The organism is Paraburkholderia suaedae (assembly GCF_040812055.1).
Classification (GTDB): Bacteria; Pseudomonadota; Gammaproteobacteria; order Burkholderiales; family Burkholderiaceae; genus Paraburkholderia.
On sequence record NZ_JBFOAH010000006.1, the window covers coordinates 34,893 to 55,019 of the forward strand.

A 20,127-nucleotide genomic window follows, 5' to 3' on the forward strand; every position below is an offset into this window, starting at 1 on the left:
GCACCGGCACAGCCTTCGACAGGAGCCTACGATGTCGGCCACGGCGCCTCCTTCCGTCTCCAGCGTATCGAGCGGCAACGCGGGCCGCGTCGCGCGCTTTCTCGGCGCGCGCATGGGTTTGTCGCTGATCACGTTGTGGCTGTTGTCGGTCATCGTGTTCGCGGGCGGCCAGTTGCTGCCCGGCGACATCGGCCGCGCGGTGCTCGGGCCGCTCGCCGATGCGCGCGCGGTCGCCGCGCTCAACCATCAACTCGGCGCCGATCGCCCGCTCCTTACGCAATACGTCGGCTGGATCACGCATTGTCTGCGCGGCGACCTGGGGCTTTCGTATGCATATCGCGAGCCGGTCGCGCCGTTTATCGTCGACGCGCTCGCGCATTCGGCGAAGCTAGGGCTGCTTGCGTTCATCGTGGTGGTGCCGCTCGGCATCGCGGGTGGCGTCTGGTCGGCGATGCACGCGGGGCGCTGGCTCGATCGCACGATCAGCATTGCCGGTTTGTCGGCGACCGTGGTGCCCGAATTCGTTTCCTCGATCGTGCTGATTCTGGTGTTCGGCGTATGGTTGCGCTGGCTGCCGATCGAAGCGGCGTTTGCGCCGGAAGCCGGCACGCTCGAACAGTTGCGGCATCTGATCCTGCCGGTGCTGCCGCTGGTGCTGGTTTTCTTCGGCTACATCGCGCGAATGGCGCGCGCGGGCACCGTCGAGGCGCTCGACTCCGACTACACGCGCACTGCGATCCTCAAGGGTTTGCCGCGCCGCATCGTGATCTGGCGGCACGTGCTGCGCAACGCGCTGCTGCCGACCATCACCGTGGCCGCAACCCAGCTCGGCTATATGATCGGCGGCCTGGTGGTGGTCGAGACGCTGTTTCACTATCAGGGCATCGGCTCGCTCATCTATAACGCCGCCAAGGCAAAGGACTTTCCGATGCTCGAAGCGGGCGTGCTGACAATCGGCGTGGTCTATACGCTCGCCAATCTCGTCGCCGATGCGCTGCACGTGCTGCTCAATCCGCGGCTGCGAATCAGGAGCGCGGAATGAGCAGCGTCGTTCCGCCGACTCAGCCTTCGTCTGCGGTGCCGCGCTCCGAGCCGCGCTTCCAGGTGCTGCGCGAGTTGTTGCGCTCGCCGACTTTCGTGGTGGGCGCGATCATCGTCGCATGGTGGGTAGTGTGCGCGCTCGCCGGTCCATGGATCGTGCACGCCGACCCCTATGCGTCCGACCCGCTCAATTCGCTGCTGCCGCCCGATCGCGCGCATTGGTTCGGCACCGACCAGCTCGGCCGCGACGTGTTCTCGCGCGTGATCGTCGGCGCGCGCGACATCCTCACCATCGCGCCGCTCGCGACTTTGCTGGGCACGGTGGCGGGCACGGCGCTCGGTTTGATCGTCGGCTACTTCGAGGGCTGGGTGGACAACGTGGTGGGCCGTGGGATCGACGCCGTGCTGGCGCTGCCGCTCGTGATCGTCGCACTGCTCGCGCTGGCCGCCGTCGGCGCATCGAACCTGACCGTGATCCTCGTGATCGGCATCACCTTCACGCCGATCACCGCCCGCACCGTACGTGCTGCAGTGTTCGCCGAACGGCATCTGGACTACGTGGCGGCCGCGCAACTGCGCGGCGAACGCGCGCCCTACATCATGTTCGTCGAGATCCTGCCGAACGTGCTGCCGCCGATCATCGTCGAGGCAACCGTGCGGCTCGGCTACGCGATCTTCGCGGTCGCCACGCTATCGTTTCTGGGCTTCGGCATTCAGCCGCCGTCGGCCGACTGGGGTCTCGCGCTGTCCGAGTCGTACACGCTGATCGCGGGCGGCGCATGGTGGACCGTCGTGTTCGCGGCCGGTGCGATCGCGTCGCTGGTGGTCGGCGTGAACCTGATCGCCGACAGCATGCAAGGACTGCTCGACCGATGAGCGTCGCCCCGCCCACCCCCGCCGCCCCGTTCGCCGCGTTCGACGTGTCGAAGAGCGACCGCACGGACGCGCTGACGGTCGTCGGCCTGACGGTCACCTACCGGATCCGCGGACGCGACCGCGAAGTGCTGCAGGACGTATCGTTTCGCGTGCGGCGCGGCGAGGCATACGGACTCGTCGGCGAATCGGGCTGCGGCAAGACGACGGTCGCAATGGCGGCGCTGCGCTATCTGCCGCGCAACGGCAAGCTGAAGGCGGGCAGGATCGTGATCTCCGGCGCGGACGTCCAGAAGCTCGACGCCGATGCGTTGCGCCAGCTGCGCGCGAACACCGTGTCGATGGTCTATCAGGACCCGGCGCGCGCACTCAATCCGTCGCTGACCATCGCGCGGCAAGTGTCCGAAGCCTTCGAAGCCGCCGGCGCCGCGCGAGACGATGCGCTGCGGCGCACGCGGCAAATGCTCGAACGCGTGCGGATCGCGTCAGCCCAACGCGTAATGGATAGTTATCCTCACCAATTATCCGGCGGCATGCAGCAGCGCGTGGTGATCGCGATGGCGCTCGCGTCGAACCCCGCACTGCTGATTCTCGACGAACCGACCACCGGCCTCGACGCCACCGTCGAAGCGGAAGTCCTCGACCTCATCGCGCAGTTGCGCGAAGAACTCGGCACCGCCGTGCTCTTCATCAGCCACAACCTCGCGGTGATCGGGCGGATGTGCGAGCGCGTCGGCGTGCTTTACGCGGGCAAGCTCGTCGAGGAAGGCTCGACCGACGACGTGTTCACGCGGCCGCGTCATCCCTACACGGTCGGTTTGTTGCGCTGCCTGCCCACGGCGGGGCGCAACAAGGACAGCGGACGGCTCGATACGATCGCAGGCGGCCTGCCGCAGCCGGGCTCGGTCACGCAGGGCTGCATTTACGCGGACCGCTGCCGTCTCGCCGACGACCGCTGCCGCCGCGAAGCGCCGCCGCCGTACCGGTTGATCGCCGGGCACGGCGAGCAGATGTCGCGCTGCCATCACCATGAGCGGGCGATCGAGTTGCCGCGCGCGACTGCGCAAGCGTTGGCCGATCATCAGCACGCCTCGGGCGACGACTCGCCTGCAACGCCCGTGCTGCGCGCGCGCAAACTGTCGAAGACTTTCCACGTATCGGGCGCACCGCTGCGCGCGCTCGACGACGTGTCGATCGATCTCGCGAGCGGCGAGACGCTAGGTCTGGTCGGCGAATCGGGCAGCGGCAAGACGACGCTCGCCAAGCTGATGCTCGGGCTGCTCGCGCCCGATCCCGGCAGCGTGCTGGAACTCGACGGTGCGCCGCTCGCCACGCGGGTCACCCGGCGCAGCGACGGGCAGTTGAGGTCGTTGCAGATCGTGTTCCAGAACCCGGACTCGGCGCTCAATCGCGCGCATTCGGTGAAGCGGCTGATTGGCCGCGCGTTGTTGCGCGTCACCGCATTGCGCGGCCCGGCGCTCGACGAACGCCTCGCCACGCTCACGGCCGCGGTGCGCTTGCCCGAGCGCTACCTCGGCTCGCGCACGCGGCAGTTGTCAGGGGGCTTGAAGCAGCGCGTGGCCATCGCGCGCGCGTTCGCCGGCGCGCCGCGCGTGGTGGTCTGCGACGAGCCCACTTCCGCGCTCGACGTTTCCGTGCAGGCGGCGATCCTCAATCTGCTCGCCGATCTGCAACGCGAGCACAACGTCAGCTACGTGTTCATCTCGCACGATCTGCATGTGGTGCGCTACCTCGCGGATCGGATCGCGGTGCTGTACCTCGGCCGGCTGCTGGAAATCGGACCGGCCGAGGCGGTGTTCGGCGGTCCGCAGCATCCTTATACCGAGGCGCTGCTGTCCTGCGTGCCGACGCTCGGCGCGCAGGTCGGGCAGACGCGCATCCGTCTGTCCGGCGAGCTGCCGAGCGCGGCGTCGCCGCCTTCCGGCTGCGTTTTTCACACGCGCTGTCCGCGCAAGCTCGGCGCGATCTGCGAACAGCAGGAGCCGCCGTTTGTCGATGCCGGCGAGCAAGGCGACGCGGCGCAGCCGGTCGGGCATCGGATCCGCTGCCATATTCCGGTGGCCACGCTGCGAGCGCTGCAAAGTGCTGCCCGCAACCCGCCAGACGAAGCTCCAGACGGCGTCTCGCAAGAACGCTCCGCAAGCGCGCCGCGCACCGCTGGGCGCAACCCATAGCGCTTTTCAACGTGACTTTCTGCGACGCGTGATCATCGCCCCAAAGCTCTCGTGCGTTTTCCATTGGCAACGGGTGCATGGCGCGGCAACGCCTGGCGACCGGTGGCATGGATAGCGGTAATCACGGCCGAACGCATGGGCGGCGACGAGCGCAGTGAAGCGCATAAAACAGCTCGACGCGCAAACGTGTTATGGAACCAATCCGACCCGCGCGCCTCATATCCAATTCAACGTTCGATATGAGGGCCCACGACATGCAACGAAACGTTCACCCCTGCGCGGCGCGCGCGGCCACCGGCCTGCTGATGGTTGCCGCGCTGGGGCTCGCATCGCTCGCTCATGCGCAAACGCCCGCGCCCACCACGGCGCAGCCCATGGCGCCGACCATCTCCCAGGCCGCGCCGCCCGTCGATCCCACGTTCTCGGCCTACCGGCTCGTCCAGACCTGCAAACAGAGAAACGACAACGTCACGCAAGGCGAGTGCGTCGGCGCGATCCGGGGCATCATCCACGGCTATCAATACGGCGTGTTGTTCCTCGGCCAGCGCACCACGCTCCCGCCGAACGAGACGCAGCGCGTCTCGCTGTGTCTGCGCGACGTGCCGGTGTCGAGCATCGTCGACGACTTCCTCGCGGACGCCGCTCAGGTCGACGACGACGCCCTCAAGCACACCCCCGCCGAAGTCGCGGTGTTGGGCTCCGTGCATATGCATCACGCGTGCACCTGATGTCATCCGGGCGCTGAGCCACCGTGCCGCCCTGCCGCCCGTGCCGCCAACGAGCGCGGCGTCTACAGCATTTCGAGCGGGCGCTTGCTGCGCGGCGGCTTGAAGTAAGCGTCGAGCGCGGCGAGTTCATCGCCGCTTAACCGCAACTGCGTGGCGCGATAGTTGTCGCGCACGTGTTCGACGCGGCCCGACTTGGGAATCGCGCACATCCCGGGCTTGAGCAACACCCACGCGAGCGCCACCTGAAATACCGAGACGCCACGCGCGCCGGCAATGTCGTCAAGCGGCGAACGTTTGGGCAGGCGAGCGTGATCGACCGGGCTATAGGCCATTGCCGAAATGCCGCGCGCGGCAAGCCACGGCAAAAGGTCGAATTCCGCTGCGCGGCGCGCGACGTTGTAGAGAATCTGATTGGTCGCGCATCGGTCCCCACCGGGCGTTGCGACCAGTTCTTCCATGTCGTCGGTGTCGAAATTGCTGACGCCCCAATGCCGGATCTTGCCGGCCTCGCGCAACGTTTCGAAAGCGTCGACGGTCTCCGCGAGCGGCACCGAACCGCGCCAGTGCAGCAGGTATAAATCGAGCCGGTCGGTCTTCAATCGCTTCAGGCTTTGCTCGCAGGCTGCGATCACACCGCGTCGGCTCGCGTTATGCGGATACACCTTGCTGACCAGAAACACTTCGTCGCGCAAACCGGCCAGCGCTTCGGCCAGCAGCATCTCGGTGGCGCCCTCGCCGTACATTTCCGCCGTATCGATGAGCGTCATGCCCAGTTCAATGCCGCAACGCAGCGCGGCGATTTCCTCGGCGCGGCGCGCCGGCACTTCGCCCATTTCCCAGGTGCCTTGCCCCAGCGCGGGAATACGCTCGCCGTCGGGCAAGTTCACGCTTGCGATATCACTTGTCATGCTGACTCCTCGAAGTGGCTTAATGCATCCGATGCAGTTTTGCCCGGCGCCGCGCGACGCCAGCCGCCAAACTCATAGCGACGAGTTTAGCGGCTCGACGAGCGTTCGGCCGTCTCCCAGGCGAAAGCCCGCTATAACGCCGCGCGCCGATGTCATAGAATTGCCGCTTGCCTATCTTGCGTGAGCCCCATGACCTCTGCCTCGGAAGACCGCTGGCGCGACTTGCGCCCGGACCCGGAAAACGACACGCCGCTATATCTGCAACTTGCTCGCAAGCTCGGCAGCGCCATCCACGAAAACCGCTGGAACGCGGGCGAAGCGCTGCCCTCGGAGCGCGTGCTGTCCGAGGCGCTCGGCGTATCGCGGATCACTTCGCGCAAGGCGATCGCACTGCTGGTCGAACAGGGCTTGATCCGCCGCACCCAAGGCGCGGGCAGTTTCATCACGCCGCGCTATGAAGATCCGCTGTCCCGTCTGTCGAGCTTCAGCGAAATGCTGCGACGGCGCGGCTTTACGCCGAGCTCGAAGTGGTTGTCGCGCGAGATCTCGCCGGCCAACCGCGACGAAGTCATCCAGCTCGGCTTGTCGCCGGCCGCGGCGGTGACACGGCTGCGGCGTTTGCGGCTCGCCGACGGCATCGTGATGGCGGTGGAGAACTCCACGTTTCCGGCGTCGGTGATCCCGGACCCGCAGGCGATCGGCGATTCGTTGTACACATACCTGGAAAATCGCGGACTGACCATCGTGCGGGCGCTGCAGCACTTTCGCGCGGTGAACGCGAGCGAGGAAATCGCGCAGCAGATGAGCATCGCGCCGAACGAAGCGCTGCTGTTGATCACACGGGTCGGCTATACCGCGGACCAGCGAGCGATCGAGTTGACCGATACCTACTGCCGTAACGATTACTACGACTTCGTCGCGGAGTTGAGGAAGTAGCAGGTTGGGGGTTGCGCAAGACTCGCTTGCGAGCTGCTCTCCTCGCGCTGGTTTGGTGCCGGTTTCGCGCTTGCAGGACGTTTGCAACGCGCTTGCGCCGTGCGCGCGCCGCCAAGTTCGAGCGACGCCACGTGCGACGACGAAGGCCCAATCACTCCCATCTAGCCTCATGCGCGCCCACCCGAACCGGTGGCAGCGCATAAAACGCGGGCGTCTGCGCGAGCTGCTCGGCCGGCTGCACCGCCAGTACGCGCCCGAACTCGGACTGCACGCTCTCCATGCAATCGCGCACGTCGTCCAGCGTGACATCGGCGGTGCGCCAGCCGTCGGCGAGCAGGCCGAACGACTGTAACCACCGTCCCGTTTGCGCGAGCGATACCCTCACGTGCCAGCTTCCGCCTTCGACGGCCCGCCGCGTCAACGCAGTCATCGCAGCGAACGCGGCGAGGTAGCCGGTCGCGTGATCCAGCGCCTGACACGGCAGATGCCTCGGCTGCGCATCTCCCGCTGCCTGCTGCTCGGTCGAAGCGATGCCGCTCGCCGACTGCACCAGGCTATCGAACCCGCGCCGCCTCGCCCACGGCCCTTCGTGCCCATAAGCGGACACGGACACATACACGATCCCCGGCCGCAGCCGTGCCAGCTCCTCGGGTCCAAAGCCGCGCGCGGCCAGTGCGCCTGGACGATAGGCCTGAAGGAACACATCCACGTCGGCTGCCAGGCCGCGCAGGGCTTCGCATCCGGCGGCGGCGCGCAGATCCAGCACCGCCGAACGCTTGCCTCGCCCGTTGTCGATCACCAGCGGCGCAATGTTCGGCAGATGCGGGCCGTTGATCAGCAACACGTCGGCGCCATGATGCGCGAGCGCCCGCCCGGCCACCGGCCCGGCGATGATTCGCGACAGGTCGAGCACTCGCACGTCCGCCAACGGACGGTCCGCGCGGCCATCCGGTAGCGGCTCGGCGGGCGCATCGCCGATGCGCTCGATCTCGAACAGCGGCAGCCGCGCAATGGCTTTTGCCTGGTCGAGCGCGGCCCATTCGTCGGGCGTGCGAATCAACGCCGCGCACAGGCCCGCGTCGGCGAGCGTCTGGTCGAGCGCCGCACCGTCCCAGCCGCGGATCGCGGCGGCCACCGCAGCGCGTGCGTTGTCGCAGCCGAGGACGTTCAGCACGCCCTGCAAATGGTGCGCAAAATTCGTGTGCAGTTGAATCCAGCGGCCGTCACGCGTTTCGTAGAAGCCGGTGACGGGATCGCGCAAGGCAGGCGGCGGTCCGTCGTCGATGCGCAGATAGCGTTCGCTGCGAAACGCCGCCAGCGCGCGCCGCATTTCCACCGACACCGACGGTCGGTGCCCCGTGCGCAGGCGCTGACATTCGGCCGCCGCGAGGCCAGTCGCGGCGATGGTCGCCGTGGCCAGGCTGCCGACGCGGTAGACCGACGGCAAGCCGGGATCCGCGCCGGTTAGCGAGATCGACCGCAGCGCCACCGGGTCGCATCCCGCGAGGGTCCAGATATGTTTGAGAGCGAGTTCGGGTGTCATGGCGTTCGGCTCCGAGCAGATGGCAAGTAACGGTGAAATGGAGCGTGAATGGAACCGAGTCTAGAATTACGAACCGTGACAATCAATCTTGATTATGATAATCAACATAGATTGATTTATTGGGTCTCTCCGTCTTTCCATGCCGACTTCGACCTTTCTCAGCGCCACCGAGGCCGCTGCAACCCTCGGCATCAGCTTGCCTACGCTCTATGCGTACGTGAGCCGCGGAATGCTGAGTTCGTCGCCGGATGCGCACGGCAAGCACCGCCGCTACGACGCGGCCGAGGTCCGGCGCCTCGCGCGTCGCAAGGCGGACGGCAAACGCGCCGGCAAGGTCGCGCAGAAGGTGCTGGACTGGGGCGTGCCGGTGCTCGAATCGTCGATCACGCTGGTGGCGGACGGCCGCCTGCTGTATCGCGGGCACGACGCGATGGAACTGGCGCGCGCCGCGTCGCTCGAGGACATCGCCGCGCTGCTGTGGCAATGCAGCGCGCGGCGCATCGCCGACGCGCCGGCGGCGCCGCTTGCCCCGGCACAGTGGGCCGCATGGCTCAAACTCTGGAGCGACAGCACGCCGCTCGATCGCGCACTGGTGCTGCTGCCCGCCGCCGCCGCGCAAATGCCGCGCGTGTGGGCGCTCGGCCGCGACGCGCAGCTCGACACCGCGTGCGCCGTCATGCGGCTGCTGGCCGGTGCGATGATCTCGGCGGCGCCGTCGAACGAGCCGGTGCATCGGCAACTGGCTTCTGCATGGCAGGTGCGCAACCGGCAGCATGCCGGGCTGCTGCGTGCGGCGCTGGTGGCCTGTGCGGATCACGAGCTCAACGCGTCCACGTTCACGGTTCGCTGCATCACGTCGACCGGGACGCACCTGTTCGGCGCCGTGGCCGGCGGGCTCGCGGCGTTGGCGGGCCCGCGTCACGGCGGCGAGACGATGCGCATCGCCGCGCTGCTCGACGAGACGTCGCGCGCTGCCGATCTCGACCGCTATCTGGCAAACCGCCTGGCGCTAACCGAACATGGCGCGCCCGGGCCGGCGCTGCCGGGCTTCGGACATCCGCTCTATCCGGACGGCGACCCGCGTGCGCGGCTGTTGCTGCAGATGCTCGCCGACTGTGCGCCCGCTCGCTCGCCGCTTGGCGAAGTGCTGCGGCTCGCGCGCACGGTGCGCGATACGACCGGTGCGCAGCCGACTGTCGATTTCGCGCTCGCTGCGCTCGAACGGGTGCTGGGCTTGCCGGCTGGCGCTGCGTTCACGCTGTTCGCGACGGGCCGGGTGGTCGGCTGGATCGCGCATGCGATGGAGCAGGCGAGCGATGGTCGGTTGATCCGGCCACGCGCGCGGTATGTCGGGGAATACGAGGCGGTGGAGCGGGGGTGAGTTGCTGTGCAGCGTTTCGAGCGCTGTGGCTGCGATGACGGGTCGGTGTGCCCGCACGTGCGGCCCTATCGGCGAATATCAGGCGGCGGGATTGGGGAGTTGCTGGGCGGCGTTTGGACCGCGGTGGGTGCGATGACCGAACGATCCGGCCGCCCATGCGACCATGTCGGCAAGTACGCGGCGGGCGCGCCCGGTTGACCCTGCGGGGACTGGGGCTGCGGCACGAGGCGGTTGAATTGCACACGGACGACGGTTCGAGCCGTCGTCCGTGTGCCCTGTCTGGCGCGCTTGCGGTTCTTCTACCACCTGACCGCCGCCGATCGCTCAATGACAGGCCGCGCCTCGAATGCCTCAGGCCGCATCCAGCCAGCGCGGCAACCGGCTCAACACCGGCAACCCTTGCGCGGGCTTGGGCGCGATGCGCTCGGAGCCGCTCGCCAGCGAAAATCGCGCCCCCGCCCGACCCGCGCTGATCCACGCCACCGCGCGACGCGGCAACTCGACAGACTCGCCGGTGGCGAGCCAGTGATCTTCGCTGTGGCCTTCGATCGTCAGCCAGACCTCGCCCGAAATCACCTTGAAGGTGGACGGACGCGCGACACGCCAGGCCGCGACAGGCTCGCCATGTTCCAATTCGAAAATCCGGACTTCTCGCATCGCCGCTCTCCTTCCAAAGGGTTTTCTGTTGTACCGATTATTGACGTGCGATGATGGAAGTCCCATGCACAGTTCCGAACACTTTCAGCGGAACTGTTCAGCCGAAAAGCCGGACAGTTGACACGGCCGTCAGCGGGACCGCACTGAGCGTCAGGTCATCCGTCAAGGAAGCAGCGCATGAAACTCGACATCCAGCTCGATCGCGACAACGGCGTGCCGCTCACCGACCAGATCGTCACCGGTGTCACCGCGTGGATCCGCTCGCGCGTCGCGCACCCCGGCTCGAAGCTGCCGTCCATCCGCCAGTTCGCCGCCGACTTTGGCGTGAGCCGCTTTCCCGTGATCGAGGCCTACGACCGCTTGGTGTCGCTCGGCTATGTCGATTCGCGCCACGGCTCGGGCTTCTATATCTCCGACCGTCAGCCGGCGGGCACGCCTTGCCAAGGCACCTCGGACCCGCGCCGCGCCGAAGACGAGTCGGGGCATCTGCTGCAGCAATTCAACTATCCGGGCGAAACGCTCAAAGTCGGCAGTGGTTCCGTTCCGGAAAGCTGGCGCGACATGGACGGCATCGCGCAAGCGATCCGCCACGTGTCGCGCACCGACCCGTCGAGCATGGTCGATTACGCGACGCCGCTCGGCAATCTGACCTTGCGCGAGCATCTGCAAAGCCGGATCGCGCAGTTGGGGATTCAGGCGGACGCCTCGCAGATTCTGATCACGAACGGCGCGAGTCAGGCGTTCGATCTGCTGATGCGCTACATGCTCCGGGCCGGCGACACGATCTTTGTCGAGGACCCGGGCTACTACAACCTGTACGGCCTGCTGAAGCTGCACGGGGTGAAACTGGTCGGCATTGCGCGCACTCGCAACGGGCCCGACCTCGACGCGATGCAGGCGCAGCTCAAGTTGCACCGGCCCAAGCTGCTGTTCATCAACACGGTGTTCCACAATCCGACGGGCACCACGGTCGCACCGCAGGTGGCCTTCCGCCTACTGCAAATGGCGCGCGAGCACGGCTTCTCGATCATCGAAGACGACATCTACGCCGACTTCCAGACCGATGTCACCGACCGCCTCGCAACGCTCGACCAGCTCGAGCACGTGATCTACGTGGGTGGCCTGTCGAAGACCTTGTCGTCGTCGCTGCGAATCGGCTGCGTGGTGGCGAGCCACGCGATCATCAAGGACCTGGTGGATATCAAGATGCTGACGAGCATCGGCGGCTCGCGCTTTGCCGAAGCGGTCGCGGTGTCGCTGCTGGAGCGCGGCGCGTATCGCAAATATCTGGAGCGCCTGCGGCGCCGGATGCGTGACGCGCTCGGCTCGACGGTCCAGACGCTTGAAGACGCCGGCTGGGAAATCTTCGAGAAGCCCGTGGGCGGCAAGTTCGTGTGGGCGCGGGTGCCCCATGTCGCCGACGCAGAACGGCTGGTGGCATGTGGCGCGCCGCTCGGCGTGACGGTGGTGCCTGGCAACTACTTCCGGCCGAACATGGAAGCGAGCCCGTGGATCAGGATTCATGTGGCCTTCGCGAACGACCCGCGAGCACAGGCATTTTTTCATGCGGCGGCAGCACTGCCGGCCGATGCCTGAGCCGCGTAACTGCGCGGCGCCGCGCTTTTCCCTACAATAGCGAGTCCCAGCCCGCCCCAGCGCGCCCAGCCGCTTTTCATGTCCACGCCGACTCCGCCCGCCTCCGCCGTCAACGCCCCCTCTGCCCCTTCGGCCCGCTCGCTTACCGTGATGCTGTGGCTCGTCGCCACGGGCTTCTTCATGCAAACGCTCGACTCGACGATCGTCAACACCGCGCTCCCCGCGATGGCGACGAGCCTCGGCGAATTGCCGCTGCGCATGCAATCGGTGGTGATTGCCTATTCGCTGACGATGGCGGTCATGATTCCCGTGTCCGGCTGGCTGGCCGACAAGCTCGGCACGCGCCGGGTGTTTTTCAGCGCGATCCTCGTGTTCGCGGTGGGCTCGTTGCTGTGCGCGAACTCGCATACGCTGAACCAGTTGGTGACCTGGCGCATCGTGCAAGGCGTGGGCGGCGCGATGCTGCTGCCAGTGGGGCGGCTCGCGGTGCTGCGCACCTTTCCGGCGGAGCGCTACTTGCCGGCGCTGTCGTTCGTGGCGATTCCGGGGCTGATTGGCCCGCTGATCGGTCCGACGCTGGGCGGCTGGTTGGTGAAGGTCGCATCGTGGCACTGGATCTTCCTGATCAACGTGCCGGTGGGTATCGCGGGCTGCATAGCGACTTTCGTCTTCATGCCGGACAGCCGCAATGAAAATGCCGGCAAGTTCGACGTGAAGGGCTACCTGCTGCTGGTTGTCGGCATGGTGGCGATTTCGTTCGCGCTCGACGGGCGCGCGGAGTTGGGCATTCAACACGCCACGGTACTCGTGCTGCTGATTCTGAGTCTCGCGTGCTTCGTCGCCTACGCGCTGCACGCCGTGCGCGAACCTTCACCGATTTTCCCGCTCGATCTGTTCAAGATTCATACCTTCAGCGTCGGCCTGCTCGGCAATCTGTTCGCGCGGATCGGCAGCGGCGCGATGCCGTATCTGATCCCTTTGCTGTTGCAGGTCAGTCTCGGTTACAGCGCATTCGAAGCCGGCCTGATGATGCTGCCGGTGGCCGCCGCCGGCATGGCGTCCAAACGCCTCGTCACGAAGCTGATCATGAAATACAGCTACCGGAGCGTCCTGATCGTCAATACGGTCCTGGTCGGGCTGACCATGGCAAGCTTCGGGCTCACCAGCGCAAACCAGCCGCTGTGGCTACGGCTCGTGCAACTGGCGTTCTTCGGCAGCGTCAACTCGATGCAGTTCACCGCAATGAACACGCTCACGCTCAAGGACTTGGGCACCGGCGGCGCAAGCAGCGGCAACAGCCTGTTTTCACTGGTCCAGATGCTTTCGATGAGTCTCGGCGTGACCGTTGCGGGCGCATTGCTTGCGACGTTCACGGGCCTGCTGCAGCGCGTGACCGCGATCAATTCCCTGCCGGCGTTTCATGCGACGTTCCTGTGTGTCGGCATCATCACCGCGTGCTCGTCGTATATTTTCGCGCAACTGTCGCCGGACATCCGCACGCCCGCGAAAAAGACGGATCCGTCCGAGCGAACCTGACACGGAGTCTGCCCGCTTGCAGTACCGCAACGGGTGCAAACCGCACCAGCGCAGTGCGGGTCGCCGGCTTCCACCCCGTGCTGGCGCACAATCGTCGTACGGCAACGCGGCAGCTGCCGGCCGCTGCTGGGTTTCAGCGCGCGCATAGTTCTTGCTGATCTATCCTGTAAACTCTTGCTTTTGCGCCACCGCGTTCCTCCTAAGCGCGCAGCTCCACGCCATTCCACCCGACCGATACGATGAGCATGATCGAACTCGATCCTCCCGGCTTTCAGTCACCGCGCCCGATGGCCGGCGACGAAGGTTCCCGGCGCACCGTTCTGTATGGCGGCTACACGGTTTTCAGTGTGTTCCAACCGGTCTTCTCCGTGTCGCACCGGCGCGCGATCGGTTACCACGCGTCGCTGCGCGTTCACGACGAACATGCGCAGCAAGTGCCGTCGCACGAAGTCTTCACGCAGGCGGCACGGCGTGGCGATTTGCTGGAACTGGGCCGGTTGGCGGAGTCGCTGCATCTCGGCAATTTCAACGCATTCGACAGCCACGACGAATGGCTCTTCCTGAGCCTGCACCCCGCCGCGCTGATGGACACCAGCTATGGCGATGCGCTGCTTGCCGGCCTCAAGGCGCTCGGCCTCCCGCCTCAACGCGTGGTGCTCGAAGTGTCCGAGCAGGCAGGCGGCGAGACGACGCGCTTTGCCGAAATCATCGACGCGCTGCGCAAATCCGGCTTTCTGATCGCGCTCGACGGCTTCGGCGCGAAGCATTCGAACATTGACCGCGTGTGGAATCTGCGTCCGGACATCGTCACGCTCGACCGCTGCATTCTGGCCCAGGCCAGCGAACACTCGCACATCGAACGCGTGCTGCCGGGGATCGTCTCGTTGCTGCATGAATCCGGGCAACTCGTGCTGATGGGCGGCCTGAGCACCGAGCGCGACGCGCTGATCGCGCTGGAGTGCAACGTGGATTTCGTGCAGGGCGCGTTCTTCGCGGGCCCGAGCGTGGAGCCGGTCAAACCGCAAGTTGCAGCCGGTCTGATGGACTCGCTGTCTGCCGCGCTGCGCGAGCGGGTCGCCGCCCGTGAACGCGCACAATCCGCACGGCTCGCACCCTACGTGCGGGCACTGGAGGCGGCCGCCGCGGAACTGGTTGCCGGCGAGTCCATCGACCACGCCACCGCGCCACTGCTGAAGCTCGGCGAAACGGCGCGCAGCTTCGTGCTCGACGGTTCTGGCCGGCAGATCGGCGATAACCTGCTGCCGCCGGGACGTACGTCGCAGCGCGCGAAACGCTTTCGGCCGCTGCTGCATTCGGAAGGGGCGAGTTGGGAACGCCGGCCGTACTTCATTCAGGCGATGCGTGTGCCCGGTCACGTGCATCTCACGCCGCCTTATTTGTCGATCAACGAAGCTCACCTGTGTGTGACCGCCTCGATCGCCGCCCACACGCCGTACGGTACCCAGGTACTATGCGTAGACATCAATTGGGAAGTCGCGGCCCATCGCAATTGAGGGCGAGGTGGAGGGCGCGATTCTGGGCGAAATGGCAGGCCTTGGCGGGTTCTGCCGGATCCGCGTGAGCAATTGCGCGACGGCCGCACGGCCTACCACGCGGTTGGCCGCATGCAAACGCGCCGCGCTGGTCACAATGCGCAACGCGACGATCTTCGCCGGGCCATCCGTGTCGCCGTTCGTCCGCACGTCGAGCACACCGACGATTTCGCCGTCCAGAAACAGCGCGATGCCCATTGCGCCCTCCACCGACACGACCTCAGCGCTACTCGCCTGTTGCGCAAGCGACGTCACCGTATCCACCCACTCAGCCGCAGCCGCTTCGCGTGCACGAAGAGGCGCAAGGAGTGGCGCGTCGCTGACGACGTCAGGCGCGTGGCTAAACAGCTGCAACAGGCCTGTTCTGTCCTGTTGCTCCAACGCGGTGCGCAAGCGCTCGACGATGTTCGCGTGTGCGGCTGGGTCGGGGCGTTGCAACGGCGCCCCCGCACGCTGCAAGCGGGTTTTGGCGCGACGGACGATCTGCCGGCAAGCCGCCGGTGTGCGTTCGAGAATTCTTGCGATCTCGGCGTAGTCGCAATCGAACGCTTCGTGCAACACAAAAGCGGCGCGCTCGTCAGGCTTCAAACGTTCGAGCAGCAGCATCACGCCGTAGGACATTTCCGAAGCGCGCACCGCCATTTCTTCCGCCGACGGCGCCGCCTCGTCCAGCCACGGTTCGGGCAGCCAGCCGATAGCCTGCGACGCGCGTTCGCGCTGCACATGCCGCAAACGGTCGATCGCGGTACGCGTGGCGAGCGTGGTGAGCCAGGCAGCCGGCGTTTGCACAGCTTGCGTGTCCGCCAGATGCCATTTGAGCCAGACGTCCTGCACCACGTCTTCCGCCTCGGCGCGGCTGCCGAGCATCCGGTACGCCAGCGCGAGCAGGCGTGCGCGCACGGCCTCGAAACTGGATGCCTGGTTGATTCCTTGTTCCGTCATATGTTGACCTCCAGATCGTGGTGTGAAAAAAGCGCGCCTTGCCTGCCTGCGGATTGTCGCGGCGCTCGCCGTAGTCTGCATCCTTTTCAGCTTGACGCCCGAGCACTTGGCGATGTGACAGCGCAACAAAAAAATATTCCTGTCACGCGGCCGCGTGCTGCTTCGTCAAACGAGCAACAACCGGCGCAGGGGGCGTGCGGTTTTTGAAGCGCCCGCGGCTCACGCCCGGCGCATGACGAGAAATCTATGCACGCCAAACATTCATCCGTCACGGGTCTCGGTCTCGTGCCCACTGTCATCGAACAGTCAGGGCGCGGTGAACGTGCTTACGACATTTACTCCCGCCTGTTGCGCGAGCGCATCGTGTTTCTGGTCGGGCCGGTGAACGAGCAATCGGCCAGTCTGATTGTCGCGCAGTTACTGTTTCTCGAATCGGAGAACCCTGATAAGGATATTTCCCTCTATATCAATTCGCCGGGCGGCTCTGTCTACGACGGCCTCGCGATCTACGACACCATGCAGTTCATCAAGCCGGAAGTGTCGACCCTGTGCACGGGCTTTGCCGCGAGCATGGGGACGTTCCTCCTCACCGCTGGTCAGCGGGGCAAACGCTATGCGTTGCCCAACGCGCGCATCATGATTCACCAGCCGTCCGGCGGCAGCCAGGGCACCGCGGCAGACGTCGAGATCCAGGCAAAGGAGGTGCTGTATCTGCGTGCACGTCTGAATGCCATGATGGCCGAGCGCACCGGGCGCAGCATCGAAGAAATCGCGCGCGACACCGATCGCGACAACTTCATGTCGGCACAAGAGGCAAAGGGGTATGGATTGATCGATGACGTACTGCAAACGCGCGCGGCGCTTGGCGACGTGCTTCGCCATCATGCAACATAGCGCCGCTGACCGGTCAACTCCAGTTCGAAACAGGTCCAGGCTCAGGAGTTGTTACCACTCGCGCTCGCGCAGCGCAGCGGTCGCAGTCGCTCGATTGTGATAGCTCGTGTTAGCTCGCGTTTCGTCCGCAAACCGGCAGAGCACTGGAGCGTCACTCTTCAACTTATTCAAGCCGAACGCAATGACTCAAGCAAGCCCGATGCCCTCAGCGCCCGTGCGCGGACCCTGCATCCGCCAACGCAATCAGACTTGGCGCCCACGGTGATCGTTCGTGTCATCGGCGGTTTTTCGACCTAAGCGTCGGTGCGCGCGCATCACAAAAGATGGTCGCCTCGGCTGGAGTCGCTATCATGGTCGCGAATCGTCAGTCCGACGATCGCTTCAATGGAGATTCACATGGCGTCATCCAACGAAACCGTCAGCATGGCGCTATTCTGCGACTTCGAAAATGTCGCGCTCGGTGTGCGCGATGCAAAGTACGACAAGTTCGACATCAAGCTGGTGCTCGAACGCCTGCTGCTCAAGGGCAGCATCGTCGTGAAAAAAGCCTATTGCGACTGGGATCGCTACAAAAGTTTCAAAGGCGCAATGCACGAGGCCAACTTCGAACTGATCGAAATTCCCCACGTGCGCCAATCGGGCAAGAATTCCGCCGATATCCGACTGGTGGTCGACGCACTCGACCTCTGTTATACGAAAGCGCACGTCAATACGTTCGTCATCATTAGCGGCGATTCGGACTTTTCGCCGCTCGTGTCAAAGCTGCGCGAAAACGCCAAGCAGGTGATCGGCGTGGGCGTGCAGCAATCGACGTCGGACTTGCTGATCGCGAACTGCGACGAGTTCTTCTTTTACGACGACCTGGTTCGCGAGAGCCAGCGAACGGTCGCCAAACGGGACTCGGCACGCCCGGCGCACAACGCCCCGCAGGCTGCGCGACGCGCACCGGATGAAGAAAAGACCCGACATAAGGACGACCTGGAGAAACGCCGCACCAAAGCGATCGAAATCGCGGTGCAGACGTTCGACGCGCTCGCATCCGAACGCGGTGACAGCGGCAAGATGTGGGCATCCGTGCTGAAGGACGCGATCAAGCGCCGGAAACCGGATTTCAACGAGACGTACTACGGATTTCGCGCCTTCGGCAATCTGCTGGAAGAAGCGCATGCGCGCGGCCTACTCGAATTCGGCCGCGACGAAAAGTCCGGCGCGTATGTGTACCGTAGTGCGGCACCGAACGTCACCGGAGAGACTGTGAACGAGGCTGCCGATTTGGAATCGGCGGAACAGTTGTATGAGGCGCAGGTTGCCGAGACGGTCGCAAGCGAGTCGGGCGGCAAGCACGAATCGCGGCGCAGAGGCCGTGGCGGTCGCAAGGCGGCCCGCGCTCAGCAGGAACCCGTTCACGAAGACCGAACCACGGTCGAGCAGGAGAACCAGGTTCGGTCTTGGGAGAATCCGGGAGAATCGCCACCCTCGTCGGCGGGCGAGCCCGTTGTCGAGCAGCCCGAGATCCTCCGGCCGACACCGGCGATTGCCGCCGCCGAACCAATGAATGAACCCGACGCGGGACAGGTCATGGAGCCTGTCGCTGGCATCGACGAGCCAATCACAGAACCGGACAGCGGCCAAGCCGAGCGTCGAAAGACGCGCGCACCGCGTCAGACCGCCGCGAGGAAAGCGAAGACGAGCGCGCGTCGAACGATCGAGGACACACCGGAGATCGCCGCCCCGCCCGAAATGCCCGAAATGCAAGCGCCGGCGTCCAACGCGGAAGGCACACCGGTGACCCCAGGAAAGCCAGCGCGAAAAGCCGCGCCGCGCAGCCGTCGTCCGCGCAAGACCGCTGCGACAAACGACGTGGAATGAGCGGCTCAGAAGATGCGCTTCGGCCGGGTCAGTGGCGACGCGTCCAGCTCACCGTGACGATTCCAAGTGCCTGGAACCTGCGCGTCAAACACAAAGCCCCTGCTCTTCAGGTGCAGGGGCCTTGCTGTCATTCACTTCTCTGCGCCACCCGGAGCGCGGACGAACTAGTACGCTTCAGCAGCCGCCACGAAGCTTGAAACGAACTGCCGGGCACGGACAATCGCTAAACTTGCGAACCGGCCGCCCCTCGCGACCACGCATCGACACGTCAACGATCAATACGGCGCGTACATGACCGGCGGGGGTGCGTAATAAGGCTGCGGCGCAACATAGACGGGTTGCGGCGTTGCGTAATAACCCCGCGGCGCAATGGCATCGCCTTTCGATGTCATGCACTGCGCGTAGGCGGCGTCGTACTGCGCCTGCAAGCCGGCGGCGGAATAGCCGGCGCCGTTCGCGCCGTTTGCGCCGCCGATCAGCAGCCCGCTGCCGGCCCCAATCGCCGCGCCCGCCCCGGCATTGCCGCCCGCTGCGCCCAACAGCGCGCCTATCGCGGCGCCGCCAAGCGTGCCCAGCGCCGCGCTGTTCACGCTGTTGGTGGTGGCCGCCTGCGCAGCCCCAGTTGAGTTAGTCGAGTGGTAGGCGTAGTCACGGCATGCATAGTCGTTCTGCCGGAACTGATCGAGCGATTCGCCGCTGTGCGGCAGCGCGACCACACTCGGGCTGCTTGGGGGCGCGACTGCGCAGCCGCCCAGCGCGAGCGCGATAAGGGCAGCCGGTATTGCCATTGATATCGATTTAGTGCGGGAGGTCATGCTAGTGCGCTTCTGAACGGTGGAAGATAAACGTTAGGCCAATTGGTGGTCGCTATGGTTACCGGATCGTTACAGAAAGTTTTGGCTTTGTCCGGCGCGTTGTTGGGTCGCCGCGCGCGAGTCGCGTTGCGGGCGGCCGTTGCGCGCGTCGCCAATGCGTCGGAAATCAAACCCCCCGACACCTCGACGCCCCTCAACCATTATCGCGCAAGCCACTCACCGAATGCGCGGTGCAACCAATCTGCCACCTTGACGACGATGTATGTAGACCAGCAGTGTCGCGTGGCACCGGGCCATGATTGAACGAAAACGGCCTCAATAAACGGGTTCGTACGAGCGGTGAGCGTCGCCCGCGCCGTCTGGAATTCGCCGGTTTCGAGCCGTCATCTTCGAATCCGCCGAGCGACGAAATACTGCAAGCGCAGACGACATCTCCCGCCACCGCCGTCCACAACCTTTCAGGAATGAACCATCTTCCGGGTCGGCAACCGCGCAGCTTCTTTGCGCATATACGCGGCGGCCCCCAATCACGGGAATCGACGATTGTCGGTGAATTCCAATAACGTCATATCAGCGTAACGTTGATTCGCCCACACTCGGGATCTGTGTGATCGAAAACGGTCCCGCTTACCAAGAGCCGGTCGCGCGAGCGCGGTTACC

At 65.4% G+C, this 20,127-nt stretch carries 16 protein-coding genes; 11 read left to right on the plus strand and 5 right to left on the minus strand.

Going from position 1 to position 20,127, the window contains the following annotated elements; all coding sequences use genetic code 11:
* Positions 1-31 precede the first annotated feature (31 nt).
* From ABQJ48_RS10790 to ABQJ48_RS10805, 4 genes are all read left to right on the plus strand, one after another.
* The gene (locus ABQJ48_RS10790) at positions 32-1,042 is read left to right on the plus strand and encodes an ABC transporter permease (RefSeq protein WP_367837916.1); all 1,011 of its coding nucleotides are present in this window, start codon (positions 32-34) and stop codon (positions 1,040-1,042) included.
* On the plus strand, positions 1,039-1,917 hold the full coding sequence (locus tag ABQJ48_RS10795; protein ID WP_367837917.1) for an ABC transporter permease: 879 nt from the start codon (positions 1,039-1,041) through the stop codon (positions 1,915-1,917). The genes ABQJ48_RS10790 and ABQJ48_RS10795 overlap by 4 nt, the downstream gene beginning before the upstream one ends.
* Positions 1,914-4,109 (plus strand): ABC transporter ATP-binding protein, encoded by a 2,196-nt coding sequence (locus ABQJ48_RS10800; protein WP_367837918.1) that lies wholly within the window; start codon positions 1,914-1,916, stop codon positions 4,107-4,109. Before ABQJ48_RS10795 ends, ABQJ48_RS10800 begins: the two co-directional genes overlap by 4 nt.
* 254 nt (positions 4,110-4,363) lie before the next feature.
* Positions 4,364-4,837 (plus strand): hypothetical protein, encoded by a 474-nt coding sequence (locus ABQJ48_RS10805; protein WP_367837919.1) that lies wholly within the window; start codon positions 4,364-4,366, stop codon positions 4,835-4,837.
* 62 nt (positions 4,838-4,899) lie between these two features.
* Here ABQJ48_RS10805 and ABQJ48_RS10810 read toward each other — a convergent pair whose 3' ends face one another.
* Positions 4,900-5,745 (minus strand): aldo/keto reductase, encoded by an 846-nt coding sequence (locus ABQJ48_RS10810; protein WP_367837920.1) that lies wholly within the window; start codon positions 5,743-5,745, stop codon positions 4,900-4,902.
* A gap of 189 nt (positions 5,746-5,934) precedes the next feature.
* On the opposite strand from ABQJ48_RS10810, the gene ABQJ48_RS10815 reads away from it, so the two are divergent.
* Positions 5,935-6,681 (plus strand): GntR family transcriptional regulator, encoded by a 747-nt coding sequence (locus ABQJ48_RS10815; protein ID WP_367837921.1) that lies wholly within the window; start codon positions 5,935-5,937, stop codon positions 6,679-6,681.
* Between the two features lie 151 nt (positions 6,682-6,832).
* Here ABQJ48_RS10815 and ABQJ48_RS10820 read toward each other — a convergent pair whose 3' ends face one another.
* The gene (locus ABQJ48_RS10820) at positions 6,833-8,224 is read right to left on the minus strand and encodes a CoA transferase (protein WP_367837922.1); all 1,392 of its coding nucleotides are present in this window, start codon (positions 8,222-8,224) and stop codon (positions 6,833-6,835) included.
* Positions 8,225-8,363: 139 nt separating this feature from the next.
* Between ABQJ48_RS10820 and ABQJ48_RS10825 the strand changes: the two genes are divergently transcribed.
* Positions 8,364-9,605 (plus strand): citrate/2-methylcitrate synthase, encoded by a 1,242-nt coding sequence (locus ABQJ48_RS10825; RefSeq protein WP_367837923.1) that lies wholly within the window; start codon positions 8,364-8,366, stop codon positions 9,603-9,605.
* Positions 9,606-9,956: 351 nt separating this feature from the next.
* On the opposite strand, the gene ABQJ48_RS10830 is transcribed toward ABQJ48_RS10825, so the two are convergent.
* A complete protein-coding gene (locus ABQJ48_RS10830) occupies positions 9,957-10,262 on the minus strand; it encodes a DUF2917 domain-containing protein (RefSeq protein ID WP_367837924.1) in 306 nt (101 codons plus the stop codon).
* A 177-nt stretch (positions 10,263-10,439) separates the two neighbouring features.
* Here ABQJ48_RS10830 and ABQJ48_RS10835 point away from each other — a divergent pair, with 177 nt between their 5' ends.
* From ABQJ48_RS10835 to ABQJ48_RS10845, 3 genes are all read left to right on the plus strand, one after another.
* Entirely contained in the window at positions 10,440-11,858 is a 1,419-nt protein-coding gene (locus tag ABQJ48_RS10835; protein ID WP_367837925.1) for an aminotransferase-like domain-containing protein, read from the plus strand.
* Positions 11,859-11,936: 78 nt separating this feature from the next.
* Positions 11,937-13,394 carry a multidrug transporter subunit MdtD gene (gene mdtD, locus ABQJ48_RS10840; RefSeq protein WP_367837926.1) on the plus strand — a complete coding sequence of 486 codons (1,458 nt, stop codon included), beginning with the start codon at positions 11,937-11,939 and terminating at the stop codon, positions 13,392-13,394.
* Positions 13,395-13,633: 239 nt separating this feature from the next.
* Positions 13,634-14,908 carry an EAL domain-containing protein gene (locus ABQJ48_RS10845; protein WP_367837927.1) on the plus strand — a complete coding sequence of 425 codons (1,275 nt, stop codon included), beginning with the start codon at positions 13,634-13,636 and terminating at the stop codon, positions 14,906-14,908.
* On the opposite strand, the gene ABQJ48_RS10850 is transcribed toward ABQJ48_RS10845, so the two are convergent.
* On the minus strand, positions 14,864-15,889 hold the full coding sequence (locus ABQJ48_RS10850; RefSeq protein ID WP_367837928.1) for a sigma-70 family RNA polymerase sigma factor: 1,026 nt from the start codon (positions 15,887-15,889) through the stop codon (positions 14,864-14,866). The genes ABQJ48_RS10845 and ABQJ48_RS10850 overlap by 45 nt on opposite strands.
* 246 nt (positions 15,890-16,135) lie before the next feature.
* On the opposite strand from ABQJ48_RS10850, the gene clpP reads away from it, so the two are divergent.
* Positions 16,136-16,783, plus strand: a complete 648-nt coding sequence (clpP, locus tag ABQJ48_RS10855) for an ATP-dependent Clp endopeptidase proteolytic subunit ClpP (RefSeq protein WP_367837929.1) — start codon at positions 16,136-16,138, stop codon at positions 16,781-16,783.
* A 396-nt stretch (positions 16,784-17,179) separates the two neighbouring features.
* The gene (locus tag ABQJ48_RS10860; RefSeq protein ID WP_367837930.1) at positions 17,180-18,652 is read left to right on the plus strand and encodes an NYN domain-containing protein; all 1,473 of its coding nucleotides are present in this window, start codon (positions 17,180-17,182) and stop codon (positions 18,650-18,652) included.
* Positions 18,653-18,927: 275 nt separating this feature from the next.
* Here ABQJ48_RS10860 and ABQJ48_RS10865 read toward each other — a convergent pair whose 3' ends face one another.
* On the minus strand, positions 18,928-19,467 hold the full coding sequence (locus tag ABQJ48_RS10865) for a glycine zipper family protein (protein ID WP_367837931.1): 540 nt from the start codon (positions 19,465-19,467) through the stop codon (positions 18,928-18,930).
* Positions 19,468-20,127 lie beyond the last annotated feature (660 nt).

Excerpts from the sequence above, each read along its gene's own strand:
- ABQJ48_RS10790 (WP_367837916.1), top strand. The coding sequence starts at position 32 with ATGTCGGCCACGGCGCCTCCTTCCGTCTCCAGCGTATCGAGCGGCAAC.
- ABQJ48_RS10795 (WP_367837917.1), top strand. The coding sequence starts at position 1,039 with ATGAGCAGCGTCGTTCCGCCGACTCAGCCTTCGTCTGCGGTGCCGCGC.
- ABQJ48_RS10800 (WP_367837918.1), top strand. The coding sequence starts at position 1,914 with ATGAGCGTCGCCCCGCCCACCCCCGCCGCCCCGTTCGCCGCGTTCGAC.
- ABQJ48_RS10805 (WP_367837919.1), top strand. The coding sequence starts at position 4,364 with ATGCAACGAAACGTTCACCCCTGCGCGGCGCGCGCGGCCACCGGCCTG.
- ABQJ48_RS10810 (WP_367837920.1), bottom strand. The coding sequence starts at position 5,745 with ATGACAAGTGATATCGCAAGCGTGAACTTGCCCGACGGCGAGCGTATT.
- ABQJ48_RS10815 (WP_367837921.1), top strand. The coding sequence starts at position 5,935 with ATGACCTCTGCCTCGGAAGACCGCTGGCGCGACTTGCGCCCGGACCCG.
- ABQJ48_RS10820 (WP_367837922.1), bottom strand. The coding sequence starts at position 8,224 with ATGACACCCGAACTCGCTCTCAAACATATCTGGACCCTCGCGGGATGC.
- ABQJ48_RS10825 (WP_367837923.1), top strand. The coding sequence starts at position 8,364 with ATGCCGACTTCGACCTTTCTCAGCGCCACCGAGGCCGCTGCAACCCTC.
- ABQJ48_RS10830 (WP_367837924.1), bottom strand. The coding sequence starts at position 10,262 with ATGCGAGAAGTCCGGATTTTCGAATTGGAACATGGCGAGCCTGTCGCG.
- ABQJ48_RS10835 (WP_367837925.1), top strand. The coding sequence starts at position 10,440 with ATGAAACTCGACATCCAGCTCGATCGCGACAACGGCGTGCCGCTCACC.
- mdtD (WP_367837926.1), top strand. The coding sequence starts at position 11,937 with ATGTCCACGCCGACTCCGCCCGCCTCCGCCGTCAACGCCCCCTCTGCC.
- ABQJ48_RS10845 (WP_367837927.1), top strand. The coding sequence starts at position 13,634 with ATGAGCATGATCGAACTCGATCCTCCCGGCTTTCAGTCACCGCGCCCG.
- ABQJ48_RS10850 (WP_367837928.1), bottom strand. The coding sequence starts at position 15,889 with ATGACGGAACAAGGAATCAACCAGGCATCCAGTTTCGAGGCCGTGCGC.
- clpP (WP_367837929.1), top strand. The coding sequence starts at position 16,136 with ATGCACGCCAAACATTCATCCGTCACGGGTCTCGGTCTCGTGCCCACT.
- ABQJ48_RS10860 (WP_367837930.1), top strand. The coding sequence starts at position 17,180 with ATGGCGTCATCCAACGAAACCGTCAGCATGGCGCTATTCTGCGACTTC.
- ABQJ48_RS10865 (WP_367837931.1), bottom strand. The coding sequence starts at position 19,467 with ATGACCTCCCGCACTAAATCGATATCAATGGCAATACCGGCTGCCCTT.